The organism is Pseudomonas sp. GW821-FHT01E05 (genome assembly GCF_059422425.1).
Window position 1 is genome coordinate 479,474 of the sequence record NZ_JBWKWW010000005.1, and the last position, 16,077, is coordinate 495,550.

The following is a 16,077-nucleotide window of genomic DNA, read 5'->3' on the forward strand; positions in this document are numbered from 1 at the left end:
GAGCGAGCGCCCCATGGCAATTTTGCATACCCAGCTCAACCCGCGGTCGGCGGAGTTCGCGACCAATAGCGCGGCCATGCTCGAACAGGTCGACGCGCTGCACACCCTGCTCGCCCAGGTCCAGCAAGGCGGCGGCCTCAAGGCGCAGGAGCGCCACACCTCGCGGGGCAAACTGCTGCCGCGCGAGCGAATCAATCGCCTGCTCGATCCGGGTTCAGCGTTTCTGGAAATCAGCCAATTGGCGGCCTATGGGGTGTACGGCGAAGATGTGCCGGCCGCCGGAGTGATTGCCGGGATCGGCCGGGTCGAAGGCGTCGAATGCATGATCGTCGCCAACGACGCCACGGTAAAAGGTGGTTCCTACTACCCGTTGACCGTAAAAAAACACCTGCGCGCGCAAACCATCGCCCAGCAGAACCGCCTGCCGTGCATCTATCTGGTGGACTCCGGCGGCGCCAACCTGCCGCGTCAGGATGAAGTGTTCCCGGACCGCGAGCACTTCGGCCGAATCTTCTTCAACCAGGCCAACATGAGCGCCATGGGCATTCCGCAGATCGCCGTCGTCATGGGCTCCTGCACCGCCGGTGGCGCCTACGTGCCGGCCATGGCCGACGAAGCGATCATGGTCCGCCAGCAGGCCACCATCTTCCTCGCTGGCCCACCGCTGGTGAAAGCGGCCACCGGTGAAGTGGTCAGCGCCGAAGACCTCGGTGGTGCCGATGTGCACTGCAAGATTTCCGGTGTCGCCGACCATTACGCCGACAGCGATGAACACGCGCTGGCACTCGCTCGACGCAGCGTGGCCAACCTCAACTGGCGCAAGCTCGGTGAGCTACAACAGCGCGCACCGATTGCCCCGCTGTTCGCCAGCGATGAGCTGTACGGCGTAGTGCCGGCCGACGCCAAGCAACCGTTCGATGTGCGTGAAGTCATCGCCCGGCTGGTAGACGGCTCGGTGTTCGATGAATTCAAAGCGCTGTTCGGTACCACGCTGGTCTGCGGTTTTGCCCATCTGCACGGCTATCCGATTGCGATTCTCGCCAACAACGGCATCCTCTTCGCCGAAGCCGCGCAGAAAGGTGCGCACTTCATCGAACTGGCCTGTCAGCGCGGCATTCCCCTGCTGTTTCTGCAGAACATCACCGGCTTCATGGTCGGTCAGAAATACGAGGCCGGTGGCATCGCCAAGCACGGCGCAAAACTGGTGACCGCTGTGGCCTGCGCCAAGGTGCCGAAGTTCACCGTGATCATCGGCGGCAGCTTCGGTGCCGGTAACTACGGCATGTGTGGCCGCGCCTACGATCCACGCTTTTTGTGGATGTGGCCCAATGCACGAATTGGCGTGATGGGGGCAGAACAGGCCGCCGGCGTACTGGTGCAGGTCAAGCGTGAACAGGCGGAACGCGGCGGTCATCCCTTCTCCGACGCTCAGGAAGCCGAGATCAAGCAACCGATCCTCGACCAGTACGAACGGCAAGGCCATCCCTACTACTCCAGTGCACGGTTGTGGGACGACGGCGTCATCGACCCGGCGCAGACCCGCGATGTCTTGGCCCTGGCCTTGTCGGCCTCGTTGAATGCCCCTATCGAACCGAGCCGCTTCGGTGTGTTCCGCATGTGACTTGGAGCGAAAAAACATGAACGACTTCAACACCCTCGAACTGCTGACCGACTCCCGTGGTTTCGCCACGTTGTGGCTCAGCCGCGAACAAAAGAACAACGCCTTCAACGCCGAGATGATCCGCGAACTGATCATCGCCCTGGATCAGGTCCAGAGTGACACGAGCCTGCGTTTTCTGCTGGTGCGCGGGCGCGGCAAGCATTTCAGCGCCGGCGCCGATCTGGCCTGGATGCAGCAGTCGGCCGAACTCGACTATCACACCAACCTCGACGACGCCCGCGAGCTCGCAGAGCTGATGTACAACCTGGCCAAGCTGAAGATCCCGACCCTGGCGGTAGTGCAAGGCGCGGCCTTTGGCGGTGCGCTCGGCTTGATCAGTTGCTGCGACATGGCTATCGGTACTGACGATGCGCAGTTCTGTCTCTCGGAAGTGCGCATCGGCCTGGCGCCGGCGGTGATCAGTCCGTTCGTGGTCCAGGCCATCGGCGAGCGCGCGGCGCGGCGCTATGCCCTGACCGCCGAACGTTTCGGTGGGCAACGGGCACGGGAAATAGGCTTGCTTGCCGAAAGCTATCCGGCCGCCGAGCTTGAGCAACAGGTCGAGCTCTGGGTCAACAACCTGCTGCTCAATAGCCCCTGCGCCATGCGCGCCAGCAAAGACTTGCTGCGCGAAGTCGGCCACGGTGCTCTGACCCCGGCACTGCGTCGCTACACCGAAAACGCCATTGCGCGGATCCGCGTCAGCCCCGAAGGTCAGGAAGGCCTGCGCGCCTTCCTGCAAAAACGTCCGCCAAGCTGGCAGCCCGACACGACCACCAAGGAGCCGCGTTGATGAGCGCCCCTCTTCTTACCACCCTGCTGGTGGCCAACCGCGGCGAAATCGCCTGCCGCGTGATGCGCACCGCCAAGGCCCTGGGCCTGACCACCGTTGCGGTGCACAGCGCCACCGACCGCGATGCACGGCACAGTCGCGAAGCCGATATCCGCGTCGACCTGGGCGGCAGCAAAGCCGCTGACAGCTACCTGCAGATCGACAAACTGATCGCCGCTGCCAACGCCAGCGGCGCCCAGGCCATTCACCCCGGTTACGGTTTCCTCTCGGAAAACGCCGGGTTCGCCCGCGCCATCGAAGCCGCGGGTTTGATCTTCCTCGGCCCGCCCGCGTCGGCCATCGACGCCATGGGCAGCAAGTCCGCCGCCAAGGCCCTGATGGAAGCCGCTGGCGTGCCGTTGGTACCCGGTTACCACGGCGAAGCCCAGGATCTGGAAACCTTCCGTGACGCCTGCGAGCGCATCGGCTATCCAGTGCTGCTCAAGGCCACGGCCGGTGGCGGCGGTAAAGGCATGAAAGTGGTCGAGGATGTCAGCCAGCTGGCCGAAGCCCTGGCCTCGGCTCAGCGTGAAGCGCAATCCTCGTTCGGCAATTCGCAGATGCTGGTGGAGAAATACCTGCTCAAGCCTCGCCATGTGGAAATCCAGGTGTTCGCCGATCAGCATGGCAACTGCCTGTACCTCAACGAACGCGACTGCTCGATCCAGCGCCGCCACCAGAAAGTCGTCGAGGAAGCGCCGGCGCCGGGTCTGAGTCCCGAACTGCGCCAGGCCATGGGTGAGTCTGCCGTGCGCGCGGCTCAGGCGATTGGTTATGTCGGCGCGGGCACCGTGGAGTTTTTGCTGGATTCGCGCGGCGAGTTCTTCTTCATGGAGATGAACACGCGCTTGCAGGTCGAGCATCCGGTCACCGAAGCCATTACTGGCCTCGACCTGGTGGCCTGGCAGATTCGCGTCGCTCAAGGCGAAGCGCTGCCAATGACTCAGGAACAGGTCCCGTTACGGGGCCACGCCATCGAAGTGCGGTTGTATGCCGAAGATCCGGGCAATGATTTTTTGCCGGCCACTGGCCGTCTTGATCTGTATCGCGAATCGGCAGCAGGCCCGGGACGTCGCGTCGACAGCGGCGTGGAAGAAGGTGACATTGTTTCGCCGTTTTACGACCCGATGCTCGGCAAGCTGATCGCCTGGGGCGAGAACCGTGAGCAGGCGCGTTTAAGGTTACTGAGCATGCTCGATGAGTTCGCCATCGGCGGGCTGAAAACCAACATCAGCTTCCTGCGACGTATCGTTGGCCACCCGGCCTTCGCGGCGGCGGAACTCGATACCGGGTTTATTCCGCGCTATCAGGAACAACTGCTGCCCGCACCGAACGAGCTGAACGATGAGTTCTGGCAAGCCGCGGCTCAAGCCTTTGCTCAAAGCCTGCCGGACACCGTGCGTGAAGATGACCGCAGTTCGCCGTGGGCGATTGCCAGCGGTTTGCGTTTCGGGTTGCCGGCACAAACCACCTTGCATTTGACTTGTGAGGGGCAGGACAAAGCGGTCACCCTGGACATTGCCGGCACTCGCTCTGCCGAGCTTTCGGGCGAGCAGTTACTGATCGAGCGCGACGGCCTGCGTCGCCAACATCGGGCAATACGCCACAGCGATACGCTCTATCTGCACTGGGAAGGCGATCTGCGCAGCATCAAGCCTTACGATCCGATTGTCGAGGTCGAGGCCAGCCACAGCCATCACGCAGGCCTCACGGCACCGATGAACGGCAGTATCGTGCGAGTGCTGGTGGAGGCCGGCCAAACCGTCGAAGCCGGCGCGCAATTGGTGGTACTGGAAGCCATGAAGATGGAACACAGCATTCGCGCACCCCATGCCGGAGTGATCAAAGCGCTGTATTGCCTGGAAGGCGAGATGGTCAGCGAAGGCAGTGCGTTGGTGGAATTGGAGGAGTAAGCGCGGTGAAGCGATCGGTCCGACGCGTTGCGCAGGACCGATCAGGCTAGAACTTCATCGTGGCTTGCATCACCACCCCGATGATTCGGCATTCATCGGTGTAGAGGGTTTTCGGATAAGTCGGGTTGAGCGGGACGAGATAACGTTGTCCGCTCTCCTCGATCAACTTGCGAAAGGTCGCTTCAGCGCTGCCCGGCCAGCGAGCAATAACCAGTTTGCCTGGCACCGCTTCAACAGCCGGATCGACCAGAATCAGCATATCTTGCGCAATACTGATGCCGCTCGGGGCGGTCATCGCGTCCCCGACCACTACCAGCCAGAACGCCGCGCCCCGAGCATGATAATCGGACAGCTCGTAGCGCCCGCTGGAATAGCCCGCAGGCTCAGTCTCGCGCGCTTCGCACGCACCTTGCCAATCACTGACCGGATAGCGGAAATACGGGTTGTACTTATCTGCCAGTGAAAGTTCGTAGCCCTCGTGCCCGCCCTCCTCATTATTCGAGACTGAGGGTTCCTTGATTACCAGCGCCACTTCCAGAAACCCCAACCCCAGCTCCTGAAGAACACGGTTCATGTCTTCAATCTTGGGTTGGCGACGTTTGCTCAGCCAGTGGCCGACGCCGCCCTGGGACATTCCGAGGCGCTCTGCGAGTTTCTCTTGAGTGATCTTCAGATCACTCATTTTGGCCTTGACCAATTCGATCCATTTATCCATGGCCGGAACAATACTTTGTGTACTCGGGCTCTCAATACACATATTGTAGTATTTAAATTATCGTCACAAATACACTATGTACTAGTCTTGGATCTACTGACTTGACCCATCATTAGAGCACCCGCAATCATGATCAAACCCAGCAATGACTCGTCGGAAATGGAAACAGACGTCGCCCTCACCTCGTTCAAGGGCAACGCCGCAGCGCAGCGCGCCCTGGACTATTACTTGAAACCAGCTGTTTCAGAATCCGAAGTCGAGGAAAAACTCTTTGATGTCAAACGCGGTATCAGCAGCGAAGAAGCCATGGTCCACGCCTCGGGCCTGTTGCGTTGCGCAGCGGCAACCGCTTATGAATCCGCGGAAAACCTCTGTGGCACACACCGCGATCTGGCGTTCTCTGTGGTGCATATGATTGATTTGGCCAAAGCCATGGTGGACAGATCGCTGGATGGAAACCTCGCCGATTGAATAGCGTAGCCGGCACGGTCAACGAAATGACGACGTGATGGATTCAATGCGCAGGCGTATTGGAGCGGACAGGAAAAAGATTTCCAATAAGGAGAGGGAAAACATTTGACTTGCAAATGATAATGATTATTATTGCATGCAGCTGGTCGCGAGATCAGTCGATAGCCCAAGAGACCTTAGGTCGGACTCCTGGAATATCTCCTCATCAGGCTAATCACGGTTTTTGACCCGGCTTTTTGCCGGGTCTTTTTTTGCCAGTTTTTCTGGCTTGGCTTCAGGTTAATGAAGTCTGGGTACTGCGCTGTTCGAAGGCGGCGATGATATCAAAAGAATATCGCTTTGCAAGAGAGCCTTCCCCCGGCAACGCCGGGAAAATCCGCCAAAAATTAACACTTGAGAACCCACCACACAGTCACTAAGCTGCTGCTGCGTCAAGGACGACGCCCCCCCTTCTTTTTCCCGAAATTGCCCCCTGTTTCCTCCCCCCTTGCGTGTAAAGTAGCCGTCATAAAAATCATACCCAGGTATCCAGACTATGGCCGCGGTTCAAGGCTCATTTCAAATTACTGCCAACTTCGACAGCGGCAATATCCAGGTGCTGGACACCAGCAATCCGCTGCAAGTGCTGCTGGCTATCAAGCCAGACACTCGCAGCCCGCACTTCCAATGGTTCCACTTCAAAGCCAGCGGCCTGCATGTGGGTCAGGAGCATTGGTTCCGTCTGAGCAACGCGAGCAAATCGTCCTATAACAAAGCATGGGACGGTTACCAGGCCGTCGCCTCCTACGATCACGTCAACTGGTTTCGTGTGCCGACGATTTTCGAGGGCGACACCTTGCGCTTCAGCCTCGAAGCCAGCGCAACGCATGCCTGGTTCGCGTATTTCGAGCCCTATAGCCGTGGGCGCCACGACTGGTTGATCGAGCAGGCGCTGACCAAGGCCGGCACCGAACTGCTTGCTACCGGCAAAAGCGTCGAAGGCCGCGACATTCAACTGTTGCGCAAAGGCTCCGGCGCCGAAGGTCAACGCAAGGTCTGGATCATCGCCCAACAACACCCCGGCGAGCATATGGCCGAGTGGTTCATGGAAGGCGTGATCGAGCGCCTGCAGTTGCGTGAAGATCGCGCGATGAAAAAACTCCTGGCCAGCGCCGACCTCTATCTGGTGCCCAACATGAACCCGGATGGCGCTTTCCATGGCCATCTGCGGACCAACGCCATGGGCCAGGATCTCAATCGAGCCTGGCAGAGTGCAAGCCAGGAAATCAGCCCTGAAGTGTTCTTCGTTCAGCAGCAAATGGAAAAGTACGGTGTCGACCTGTTCCTCGATATCCACGGCGACGAAGAAATCCCCTATGTCTTTACCGCCGGCTGCGAAGGCAATCCTGGCTACACGCCACGGATCGAGAATCTCGAAAACCATTTCCGCAGCCACCTGAAACACCTGACCCGCGATTTTCAGACCACCCACGGTTACGCCCGTGACAAACCGGGCAAAGCCAATATGACTCTGGCCTGCAACAGCGTCGGCGAGAAATTCGATTGCCTGTCGTTGACCCTGGAAATGCCGTTCAAGGACAACAATGATGCGCCGAATGCGCTGACCGGTTGGTCGGGCAAGCGTTCAATGGACTTGGGTAAGGATGTATTGAGTACGATTGCGGATATGGTCGAAATATTGCGCTAAGCCTGCTTTTGGACTGCATGCCATCAACAGAGGGCTCGCAGTCCACTCACTCCACCGCCACCCGCCGACAATCCTCAGGCCCCAACAACCGCCCATCTTCAGCGCGCAACTCCAGGCGCCGCACCGGTTGCCCATTCTCTCGGTCGACCATTAGCGAATGCGGCTCCCCCGCCTCATAGAAAAACGCCTCGCCCCACTGCCGCAAACCGATGATCAGGTTGAACAGGCCTTTGCCCTTCTCCGTCAGCACGTACTCCTGATAAGCACTGCCGTCGGATGCCGGTACCACTTCGAAAATCCCGTGGGCCACGAGCGTACGCAAGCGCGCCGAGAGGATGTTCCTGGCCATGCCGAGGCTGCGCTGGAACTCTCCGAAGCGGCGAATGCCATCGAAGGCATCACGAATGATCAGTAACGACCACCAGTCGCCAATGGCGTCCAGTGAGCGGGCGACCGGGCACTCGGCGCCCGCAAGACTTGTGCGTTGGACCATGGTTGAACTCGCAGATCGAAGAACAGGAAAGTGGTTGCAATATAAAACCAGCCTCACTACCGTACAACTGGTTTTATTACGAAACTACTTTCCAGGAGTCAGGCATGGAGCTTGAATCACCGATCCGTCACCCTTCTACGCAGCCACGCCTGAACAGTGGCGTGGTGTTGCTGTTCGCCGTTGCCTGCGGGCTAGCGGTCGGCAATGTCTATTACGCGCAGCCTTTGCTTGATGCCATGGCTCAGGCCTTCGCCATGGACCCGGCAACCATTGGCATCGTCGTGACCCTGACCCAGGTCGGTTACGGGTTGGGCTTGCTGCTGTTGGTACCCCTGGGAGACTTGCTCAACCGCAGGCGTTTGATTGTCGGTCAGACGCTACTGTCGACACTCGCACTGGTAATGATCGCCCTCGCACCGAACAGTCTCTGGCTGCTGATCGGCATGGCGCTGACCGGCCTGTTGGCGGTGGTGACTCAAGTGCTGGTGGCCTATGCGGCGACCCTGGCGCTGCCGACTGAACGTGGCCGGGTGGTGGGCGTAGTCACCAGCGGCATCGTTATCGGCATCCTGCTGGCGCGCACGGTAGCGGGGAGCATGGCCGACCTTGCTGGTTGGCGTTCGGTCTATCTGCTTTCAGCGGGACTGACATTACTGATGGCCCTGTTGCTGTTTCGTGTGCTTCCGGGGAGCGAACAAGCGAAGCCAGCCAGTTCCTATGTTCAGTTGATTGGCTCGGTATTTACCCTGTTCAAGGAAGAGAAAATCCTGCGTGATCGAGCGGTCATCGCGATGCTGATTTTCGCTGCGGGCACGGTGCTGTGGACCCCCATGGTCCTGCCCCTGAGCGCACCACCGCTGTCGCTGTCACACACCGAGATCGGCTTGTTCGGCCTCGCCGGTGCCTTTGGCGCGCTCGGCGCAGCACGCGCCGGACATCTGGCAGACCGCGGTCTGGCCCAATGGACCAGCGGCCTGGCACTTTCGCTGATGCTGGTCTCCTGGCTGGCCATCGCCTTCACTCAGTCATCATTGTGGGCACTGTTGCTCGGTGTGATTACGTTCGACCTGGGCTTGCAAGCGGTACACGTCACCAGCCAGAGCATGATCTACAGCGTGCGCCCCGAGGCCCAAAGCCGGTTGGCCGCGGGCTACATGCTGTTCTATTCGATCGGTAGCGCGTTGGGTTCGATCAGCTCAACAGCAATCTATGCCTGGTCAGGCTGGATCGGTGTTTGCCTGCTGGGTGCAGGGATCAACGCCGTGGCCTTGGGGTATTGGCTGTTGACCCTGAAAGGCGGCGTGTTCCAACAATGCGCCGCAGAGACCTGATGCGAGGAACAGCACACCTGCGTAGCAGCTGGCGTAGCCTGCTCGCGTCAGGGTTCAGCTGTGATCCTTGCCGAATAACATGCTCTGCAATACCCCATCACGACGCACCCAACCATGGAACAGCGCCGCCGCCAGATGCAGCAGCACGGTCAAGAACAGCAGGTACGCCAGATAACCGTGGGCTTTGCGCAGGAAGGCAAAGGTCTGCGCATTGGCCGGCACTATCGACGGCAGTTGCAGCGAACTGCTAAGCATCACCGGATCACCGGCCGCCGAGATCATCGTCCAGCCTAACAGCGGCAGTATCAGCATCAAGGCGTACAGCAACACATGGGACGCCTTGGCCGCCAGCGCCTGCCATCCTGGCAGGTCAGCCGGCAGCGGTGGTTGCCGGGTCGAGAAGCGCACGGCCAGACGCACGATGACCAGCAGCAGAATCGCCACACCCAAAGGTTTGTGGATATGGATCAGCCATTCGTGACGCTCGGACACCGAGGCCACCATGCCCGCGCCGATAAACAGCATGGCGATGACCATCAGCGCCATCAGCCAGTGCAGCAGCCGCGCCAGGGGAGCGAAATGATTCGGTTGGGCGCTCATGGGTGCGACTCCTGTGTAGCGGCGGGCAATTGGCTGACTTCACTGGTGCGACGCAGATAGGACTTGGCGTACGCCGCAGAGCGGGCGGCCAGCAATGGGTCGTCGGAACCTTCGATGCCACTCGGCAAAATCAGCGGGTCGTAGTTGATGTCGCGGCACTCGCCGTTGCTTTGCGGCTGGGTGCTCTCAAGCACCAGCGTGCCGGCATTCAGTACTTTTCTATCGTTAGGCCAGGCTTTGCTGGCGTCATTGGCGGGATCACCGGGATTGGCCAGGGTGATGTTCAGCTGCCAACGCAACGGTCCGGCGGCCAGTCGCTGGACCAGATCTTTCTCTAGAAAATCACCGCCTTCAGGTGCGCTGGCTCCGGCCGCATCCTGACTCAGCGGTACCACGCCCCAACGCACGGCCTGACGCTGACCGGCAGCATTCACCAGATAAAACGCGTTGATACTGTTGTAGGTTTCGGTGGCATAGCTGGCCGACGGTTTAGCGGTCTTGACCCACTGCAGGAACGGCGCGGTTTCCGGATGCGCGGCAAAGAACGCCGCAGGGCCCGCAGGATTCGGCTTGCCGGTGGCCGGGTCCGGAGAACTGGCCTGTTGCAGTTGATAGAAGGCTTCGGGCGTGCCCACCGGGAACACCGGCATGCTGTTCATACCCGTGCGCCACTGTTGACCATTGGCCTGAGTGAAACGCAGCGCCAGGCTACGGATCGGTACGCTACTGTCCGGCGCATAAGGATTGCCGCCGGGCAACGCAAACCGCCCCACCACTGGCGTACGCGCCTCGCTGAACACCTGTGCGCTGGAAAACTCACGGACCTGGCCGCTGCTCTCGAAGTAACCGGCCACGCACACGCCTTTGGCGTGATTGCGCCGGAACCCCGGATGCGCCCCATTGTTTTTCTCCAGCACATCGACCAGCGCGTTGGGCGTCAGGCGCTGTGGGTCGAAGGTACCGTGAACATAGGCAAACGCCCCGGCAATCGCCGCGACCACCACGGCAATACCCGCCAGGCGTACGGTCAGGCTCATGGCACTCAGCCCAGGCCTGATTGGCCGCGCAGGCGGCGGTGAGCGATCAACCATGAAAAACTCCAGGGCCGTGGGCCGCAGGTGAGAAGGATCAATCAGACGAAGCCCGGAAAGGTTTATTCCATCGCTCGGTATTTATTTTTACAGGCGTGGAATACCCTTCAATGCCGGGCGTCTTCCTAGTCCCAAGCGTAGTGACTAGCCAGCATTTCATGAACGATCTCGACGAACAGTTACGCGAACTCATCCCAAGGCTTCGGCGGTTTGCCGTGTCATTGACCCGTAACCCGAGCAGCGCTGACGATCTGCTGCAATCGTGCCTTGAGCGGGCGCTGTCGAGTTGGGCCGATAAACGTCCCGAGGGCGATCTGCGTGCCTGGCTGTTCTCGATTCTCTATCGGCAGTTTCTCGACGCCCATCGGCGCTCGCGGCGCTATGCGCGAATGCTGGAATTCTTCACCGGCCGCGATGATGCGCAGCCCTCGGTTGAACGCACGGTGATCGCCCAGTCGACCCTCCAGGCGTTCGATCAACTGACCGCCGAGCAGCGCGCGCTGCTGCTATGGGTCTCGGTGGAAGGCTTGAGTTACAAGGAAGTCGCCGAGATTCTCGACGTTCCCACCGGCACCGTGATGTCTCGCCTGTCCCGCGCCCGCCAGGCCTTGCGCCAGTTCAGCGACGGCGAAATCACCAGCCCTTCTCTGCGGATACTCAAATGATCAGCATGCCCCCAAGCGTCAGCGACCTGCACGCCTACGTCGACCATCAGCTCAGCGATGCCGATCGGCGCCTGGTCGAGACTTATCTGGCGGCTCAGCCTGAAGTCGCGGCGCAAGTCGAAGCCTGGCAGCAGGATGCACAACAATTGCGCGCGGCATTGAGCGGCGCCTTGCAGCAACCGGCCAACCCGGGTCTCGACCCGACCGTTATTCGCCAGCGCCTCAAGCGTCAGTCGCGACGCAATCTGACCAGCGCCGCCGTGCTGTTGATCGCCGTCAGTGTGGGTGGGTTGAGCGGCTGGCAAGCACGGGAAATGACCATGGTCGGCGCACCACCGCCGATGACCGACGCCATGCAGGCGTACCGGATGTTCGCCCAGCAAGGCATCCTTCCAGCCGATTTTAAAGTGCAGAGCAACGGCGACATGCAATCCTGGCTAGACCGCTATTTCACCCAGGCCAACCGTATGCCCGATCTGCAGAACGCCGGATTCAAAGCGGTCAGCGGACGCTTGTTAAGCACCGAACAAGGGCCAGCGGCGATGGTGCTATATGAGGATCAGAATGGGCGGAAGGTCAGCTTCTACATTCGCCCACCGGGACCGAAAAACAACCTGCTGCCGCGAGGCAGTCGACGGGACGGCGAGTTGCAGGCCGAGTATTGGTCAGGTGCCGGATACAACTACGCGATGGTCAGCCCGGCGGATTCATCGGTCGCGCAGATGTTGCAGCAGACGATAAGGTTTTAAAGCCGCGATCTTTTGGGGCACCCAATGCTTCATTGACGGACACCAGCCTCCATCACTCCACCTGTCCAAATACCTGCGAAGGCCGGCGCAGCAGCGGGTCGAACGGGTTGATCCGCGGGCCGATCGCGGCGGCTTCGCGCTTGAGCATTTCCACCACTGTAGGCAGGCGGTCCGGCCCCAGTCGATCACTGATGGTCGCCACGCTCAAGGCCGCCACTGCCCGGCCTTCACGGTCGAGAATCGGCACCGCGACTCCGGCCATGCCCTGCAGTACGCCGGTGTTGCGCCCGGCATACCCGAGGCTGCGGACATTCTCGACTTCCGAGCGTAAAAACACCTCGTCATACAGATGGAAGTCCTTGAGGCGCGGCAGGTTGTAGCGGATCACCGTTTCGCGCTCGTCTTCGGGCAGGAAGGCGAGGATCGCCAGGCTGCCCTGACCTACGCCCAGCGCCACCCTTCCGCCGATATCCCCGGTAAAGGTCCGGATCGGAAATGGCCCTTCGCTGCGGTCCAGACAGATCGCGTCGAACCCGCTGCGCGCCAGCAAAAATAGCGAGTCGCCCAACGACGCCGACAGCCGCAACAGCGCCGGGCGCACCAGTTCACGCAGATTGCCGGTGTTCCCGGCGCGGGCCGCCAGGGCGAAGAACTCCAGGCTCAGGCGATAGCGTTTGCTGCGCGCGTCCTGCTCGACCATGCCCTCCTCCATCAGGCTGCGCAGTAAACGGTGGGTGGTCGGCTGCGACAGGCCGATACGCTGGGCCAATTGCGTGACCCGCTCACCACCCTGCTCAGTGTCACCCAGGCTGCGGAGCACGGCGAACAGTCTTGAGACCGCACCTACACCGACTTCATTTTTATTTTCGTTCCGTTCAGTGGAATTCATAACGATTTTTCTCGACGATAAATTTACTCACTGAATTAAATTGAAAATAGTCGTTCTTTCAGTGAAATAGGCCATTGAGCCCATCCTAGTCTTCGTCCTAATCTGCGTCCATACAGGGGCGATTCGAACAACAGCGGCAGCCGACTCAAATCGAGCGCCAACGCACCTGGTGGGCTGTGTGGCTAGTTCTGTTAGCCGTACAGGCCACTGACCTCTTTTCGTATCTGCCCATTACAAAAAGCGCGCCTCGGTGCGCATAACAATCACAGGTGGAACGCAGTTATGGCCTTTGTGCAACTTGAAGGACTATGCAAACGCTATGGCGAGATCGATGCGGTCGTCGCCACACATCTCTCGGTGGAAAAAGGCGAATTCGTCTCGCTGCTCGGTCCCTCCGGTTGCGGCAAGACCACTACCCTGCAAATGATCGCCGGCTTCGTCGAAGTCACCCGCGGGCGGATCCTGCTCGACGGTCGCGACATCACCCACGCCAAACCCAGCAGCCGCGGCCTGGGCGTAGTGTTCCAGAGTTACGCGCTGTTCCCGCACATGAGCGTGCAGGACAACGTCGCCTTCGGCCTGCGCATGCGCAAGGTGCCGAGCGCCGAGGTGCAAAAACGTGTGGCCACCGTGCTGCAACTGGTGCGCCTGACCCAGCATGCCGAACGCTACCCACGGGAGCTGTCCGGTGGCCAGCGTCAGCGCGTCGCCTTGGCCCGGGCGCTGGTGATCGAGCCGCCGGTATTGCTGCTCGACGAACCGCTGTCCAACCTCGACGCCAACCTGCGCGAGGAGATGCAGTTCGAGATCCGTCGTATTCAGCGCGAAGTCGGCATCACTACGCTGATGGTCACCCACGATCAGGCCGAAGCGCTATCCATCAGCGACCGCGTGGTGGTGATGCAGGCCGGGCGCATCACGCAGATCGACGAGCCCTACAAACTCTACGAACACCCGCGCACCGAGTTCATTTCCGGTTTTGTCGGCAAGGCCAATCTGCTGCCGGGCGAACGTGACAGCGCCGGTATCGCCCAGGTTCGAGGCAGTCGTGGCCAGGGCGAACTGACCTTGAGCCTGCGCCCGGAAAAAATCGATGTGTTGTCAGCAGGTGAAGGTCGTCTGCAAGGCAAACTCCTCAGCCGGTTCTTCCTCGGCAGCCAGTGGCTGTACCGCGTTGACACCGCCCTCGGCGAGATCACGGTAGTACGGCGCAACGACGGCTCGGCGCCCTTGGCCGAGGGCACTGCGGTCGGCCTGGACTGGTCGCCGGGACTGTTGCGGGTGCTCAGCGTCGACGAGGTGCCGGCATGATCCTGCTCGCGGCCATGAAACAAGGGCGCCATGGCTATCTGCTGTCCGCGCCGGCCCTGGCCTTGTTCCTCGGTTTGCTGATCCTGCCGCTGGGTCTGAACCTGGTGCTGTCGTTCAACGTCTTCGACTACGGCAGCGGGATAAAAAACGACGCCTACACCCTCAAGCACTACAGCAGCCTGCTCAGTGACTCGTACTTCTACGAGATCTTCTTGCGGACCTTCTGGATCAGCGGCCTGACCACCCTGCTCTGCGTGCTGATCGGTGTACCCGAGGCCTACATCCTCAGCCGGATGGGCACGCCCTGGCGCTCGATTTTCCTGATTCTGATCCTCACTCCGCTGCTGATTTCGGTGGTGGTCCGGGCCTTCGGCTGGAGCTTGCTGCTGGGCGCCGACGGGCTGGTCAACCAGACCCTGCAAGCCCTCGGCGCCGCGCCGATGAAACTGCTCTACACGCCGTTCGCCGTGGTGATCGCACTGGTGCATGTGATGTTGCCGTTCATGATCATTCCGGTCTGGACCTCGCTGCAGAAACTTGACCCCGCCGCCGAGCAGGCCGCTCTTTCGCTGGGTGCCAGCCACGCCAAGGTCATGCGTCTGGTGGTATTGCCGCAGATCATGCCCGGCGTGCTGTCCGGCACCTTGATTGTCTTCGGCTTATCGGCCAGTTCCTTCGCCATCCCCGGTCTACTCGGCGGCCGGCGCCTGAAAATGGTCGCCACGCTGATCTATGACCAGTACCTCTCGGAACTCAACTGGCCCATGGGCGCGGCGATTGCCATGACGCTGCTGCTGATCAATCTGGCGATCATGCTCTCGTGGAACCGGATGATCGAAGGCCGCTACAAGAAGTCATTGGGATAATTCGACATGTCTAGAAACGGTCCTTTCGCCCTGTTGTTCCATGCCCTGGTAGTGCTGTTCATGCTCGCGCCGCTGGCGGTGGTCTGCCTCGTCGCCTTCACCCCGGAAAACACCCTGAGCCTGCCGACCACGGACTTTTCCCTGCGCTGGTTTCGCGCGGTGTTCGAGCGCGCGGATTTTGTCGACGCGTTCTACAACAGCCTGATTCTGGCGTTTTCGGCGGCGAGCCTGGCCACGCTGATCGCGGTGCCCGCCGCCCTGGCCATGACCCGTCATCAGTTTCCGGGACGGGACTTTCTCAACGGTTTGTTCCTCTCGCCGATCATCATTCCGCACCTGGTGCTGGGGGTGGCGCTGCTGCGGTTGTTCGCCTTGATGGGGGTCAATGGCAGTTTCAGCTGGCTGATCTTCGCCCACGTGCTGGTGATCACCCCCTATGTACTGCGTCTGGTGCTGGCGGCGGCCATCGGCCTGGACCGCAGCGCCGAACAGGCCGCCGAGTCCCTCGGTGCCGGGCGTTTCACGCTGTTTCGCCAGATCACCCTGCCGATGATCCTGCCCGGCGTCGCTGGCGGTTGGCTGCTGGCGTTCATCAACAGTTTCGACGAGGTCACGCTGTCGATCTTCGTCACCTCGCCGGCCACCCAGACCTTGCCGGTGCGGATGTACGTGTACGCCACCGAATCCATCGATCCGATGATGGCGGCGGTGTCGGCACTGGTGATTACGCTGACCGCGCTGACCATGATTCTGCTCGACCGGGTCTACGGCCTGGATCGGGTTCTGGTGGGTAAACAATGAGGC

At 60.6% G+C, this 16,077-nt stretch carries 16 protein-coding genes; 11 read left to right on the forward strand and 5 right to left on the reverse strand.

Features of this window, described 5'->3' with window-relative positions; translation table 11 throughout:
- Positions 1-13: 13 nt before the first annotated feature.
- Genes AC07W5_RS14075 through AC07W5_RS14085 form a run of 3 tightly spaced genes read left to right on the forward strand, consistent with a single transcriptional unit; the run spans position 14 to position 4,405 of the window.
- A complete protein-coding gene (locus AC07W5_RS14075; RefSeq protein ID WP_494995641.1) occupies positions 14-1,621 on the forward strand; it encodes a carboxyl transferase domain-containing protein in 1,608 nt (535 codons plus the stop codon).
- 16 nt (positions 1,622-1,637) lie between these two features.
- On the forward strand, positions 1,638-2,453 hold the full coding sequence (locus AC07W5_RS14080) for a gamma-carboxygeranoyl-CoA hydratase (RefSeq protein WP_495013303.1): 816 nt from the start codon (positions 1,638-1,640) through the stop codon (positions 2,451-2,453).
- Positions 2,453-4,405: an acetyl-CoA carboxylase biotin carboxylase subunit gene (locus AC07W5_RS14085; protein WP_494995639.1), complete on the forward strand. Its 1,953-nt coding sequence runs from the start codon at positions 2,453-2,455 to the stop codon at positions 4,403-4,405. The genes AC07W5_RS14080 and AC07W5_RS14085 overlap by 1 nt, the downstream gene beginning before the upstream one ends.
- A 46-nt stretch (positions 4,406-4,451) precedes the next feature.
- Here AC07W5_RS14085 and AC07W5_RS14090 read toward each other — a convergent pair whose 3' ends face one another.
- A complete protein-coding gene (locus tag AC07W5_RS14090; protein WP_495013305.1) occupies positions 4,452-5,120 on the reverse strand; it encodes a LexA family protein in 669 nt (222 codons plus the stop codon).
- 129 nt (positions 5,121-5,249) lie between these two features.
- Here AC07W5_RS14090 and AC07W5_RS14095 point away from each other — a divergent pair, with 129 nt between their 5' ends.
- Complete coding sequence (locus AC07W5_RS14095; protein WP_495013306.1) at positions 5,250-5,591, forward strand: DUF6124 family protein; 342 nt, start codon at positions 5,250-5,252, stop codon at positions 5,589-5,591.
- Positions 5,592-6,126: 535 nt separating this feature from the next.
- A complete protein-coding gene (locus tag AC07W5_RS14100) occupies positions 6,127-7,278 on the forward strand; it encodes a M14 family metallopeptidase (protein WP_494995636.1) in 1,152 nt (383 codons plus the stop codon).
- A gap of 46 nt (positions 7,279-7,324) precedes the next feature.
- Here the strand turns inward: AC07W5_RS14100 and AC07W5_RS14105 are convergent, their stop codons facing one another.
- Positions 7,325-7,771: a winged helix-turn-helix transcriptional regulator gene (locus tag AC07W5_RS14105; RefSeq protein ID WP_495013308.1), complete on the reverse strand. Its 447-nt coding sequence runs from the start codon at positions 7,769-7,771 to the stop codon at positions 7,325-7,327.
- Positions 7,772-7,875: 104 nt separating this feature from the next.
- On the opposite strand from AC07W5_RS14105, the gene AC07W5_RS14110 reads away from it, so the two are divergent.
- Positions 7,876-9,102, forward strand: a complete 1,227-nt coding sequence (locus tag AC07W5_RS14110; RefSeq protein WP_495023604.1) for an MFS transporter — start codon at positions 7,876-7,878, stop codon at positions 9,100-9,102.
- Between the two features lie 54 nt (positions 9,103-9,156).
- Here the strand turns inward: AC07W5_RS14110 and AC07W5_RS14115 are convergent, their stop codons facing one another.
- Both AC07W5_RS14115 and AC07W5_RS14120 read right to left on the reverse strand, forming a co-directional pair.
- Positions 9,157-9,702: a cytochrome b gene (locus AC07W5_RS14115; RefSeq protein WP_494995633.1), complete on the reverse strand. Its 546-nt coding sequence runs from the start codon at positions 9,700-9,702 to the stop codon at positions 9,157-9,159.
- Complete coding sequence (locus AC07W5_RS14120; protein WP_495023605.1) at positions 9,699-10,793, reverse strand: catalase family peroxidase; 1,095 nt, start codon at positions 10,791-10,793, stop codon at positions 9,699-9,701. Before AC07W5_RS14120 ends, AC07W5_RS14115 begins: the two co-directional genes overlap by 4 nt.
- Before the next feature lie 158 nt (positions 10,794-10,951).
- On the opposite strand from AC07W5_RS14120, the gene AC07W5_RS14125 reads away from it, so the two are divergent.
- Complete coding sequence (locus AC07W5_RS14125; protein WP_495023606.1) at positions 10,952-11,458, forward strand: RNA polymerase sigma factor; 507 nt, start codon at positions 10,952-10,954, stop codon at positions 11,456-11,458.
- Positions 11,455-12,207 carry an anti-sigma factor family protein gene (locus AC07W5_RS14130; RefSeq protein ID WP_495023607.1) on the forward strand — a complete coding sequence of 251 codons (753 nt, stop codon included), beginning with the start codon at positions 11,455-11,457 and terminating at the stop codon, positions 12,205-12,207. Before AC07W5_RS14125 ends, AC07W5_RS14130 begins: the two co-directional genes overlap by 4 nt.
- Before the next feature lie 52 nt (positions 12,208-12,259).
- Here AC07W5_RS14130 and AC07W5_RS14135 read toward each other — a convergent pair whose 3' ends face one another.
- Positions 12,260-13,096, reverse strand: coding sequence for an IclR family transcriptional regulator (locus AC07W5_RS14135; protein ID WP_495023608.1), 837 nt, complete (start codon positions 13,094-13,096; stop codon positions 12,260-12,262).
- A gap of 282 nt (positions 13,097-13,378) precedes the next feature.
- Between AC07W5_RS14135 and AC07W5_RS14140 the strand changes: the two genes are divergently transcribed.
- Genes AC07W5_RS14140 through AC07W5_RS14150 form a run of 3 tightly spaced genes read left to right on the forward strand, consistent with a single transcriptional unit; the run spans position 13,379 to position 16,074 of the window.
- Positions 13,379-14,407, forward strand: coding sequence for an ABC transporter ATP-binding protein (locus AC07W5_RS14140; protein WP_495013313.1), 1,029 nt, complete (start codon positions 13,379-13,381; stop codon positions 14,405-14,407).
- Positions 14,404-15,273, forward strand: a complete 870-nt coding sequence (locus tag AC07W5_RS14145; RefSeq protein WP_495023609.1) for an ABC transporter permease — start codon at positions 14,404-14,406, stop codon at positions 15,271-15,273. The genes AC07W5_RS14140 and AC07W5_RS14145 overlap by 4 nt, the downstream gene beginning before the upstream one ends.
- A 6-nt stretch (positions 15,274-15,279) precedes the next feature.
- A complete protein-coding gene (locus tag AC07W5_RS14150) occupies positions 15,280-16,074 on the forward strand; it encodes an ABC transporter permease (protein WP_494995626.1) in 795 nt (264 codons plus the stop codon).
- The last annotated feature ends 3 nt before the right edge of the window (positions 16,075-16,077 follow it).

Excerpts from the sequence above, each read along its gene's own strand:
- AC07W5_RS14095 (WP_495013306.1), top strand. The coding sequence starts at position 5,250 with ATGATCAAACCCAGCAATGACTCGTCGGAAATGGAAACAGACGTCGCC.
- AC07W5_RS14075 (WP_494995641.1), top strand. The coding sequence starts at position 14 with ATGGCAATTTTGCATACCCAGCTCAACCCGCGGTCGGCGGAGTTCGCG.
- AC07W5_RS14090 (WP_495013305.1), bottom strand. The coding sequence starts at position 5,120 with ATGGATAAATGGATCGAATTGGTCAAGGCCAAAATGAGTGATCTGAAG.
- AC07W5_RS14100 (WP_494995636.1), top strand. The coding sequence starts at position 6,127 with ATGGCCGCGGTTCAAGGCTCATTTCAAATTACTGCCAACTTCGACAGC.
- AC07W5_RS14140 (WP_495013313.1), top strand. The coding sequence starts at position 13,379 with ATGGCCTTTGTGCAACTTGAAGGACTATGCAAACGCTATGGCGAGATC.
- AC07W5_RS14080 (WP_495013303.1), top strand. The coding sequence starts at position 1,638 with ATGAACGACTTCAACACCCTCGAACTGCTGACCGACTCCCGTGGTTTC.
- AC07W5_RS14110 (WP_495023604.1), top strand. The coding sequence starts at position 7,876 with ATGGAGCTTGAATCACCGATCCGTCACCCTTCTACGCAGCCACGCCTG.
- AC07W5_RS14130 (WP_495023607.1), top strand. The coding sequence starts at position 11,455 with ATGATCAGCATGCCCCCAAGCGTCAGCGACCTGCACGCCTACGTCGAC.
- AC07W5_RS14115 (WP_494995633.1), bottom strand. The coding sequence starts at position 9,702 with ATGAGCGCCCAACCGAATCATTTCGCTCCCCTGGCGCGGCTGCTGCAC.
- AC07W5_RS14105 (WP_495013308.1), bottom strand. The coding sequence starts at position 7,771 with ATGGTCCAACGCACAAGTCTTGCGGGCGCCGAGTGCCCGGTCGCCCGC.
- AC07W5_RS14145 (WP_495023609.1), top strand. The coding sequence starts at position 14,404 with ATGATCCTGCTCGCGGCCATGAAACAAGGGCGCCATGGCTATCTGCTG.
- AC07W5_RS14085 (WP_494995639.1), top strand. The coding sequence starts at position 2,453 with ATGAGCGCCCCTCTTCTTACCACCCTGCTGGTGGCCAACCGCGGCGAA.
- AC07W5_RS14150 (WP_494995626.1), top strand. The coding sequence starts at position 15,280 with ATGTCTAGAAACGGTCCTTTCGCCCTGTTGTTCCATGCCCTGGTAGTG.
- AC07W5_RS14120 (WP_495023605.1), bottom strand. The coding sequence starts at position 10,793 with ATGGTTGATCGCTCACCGCCGCCTGCGCGGCCAATCAGGCCTGGGCTG.
- AC07W5_RS14125 (WP_495023606.1), top strand. The coding sequence starts at position 10,952 with ATGAACGATCTCGACGAACAGTTACGCGAACTCATCCCAAGGCTTCGG.
- AC07W5_RS14135 (WP_495023608.1), bottom strand. The coding sequence starts at position 13,096 with ATGAATTCCACTGAACGGAACGAAAATAAAAATGAAGTCGGTGTAGGT.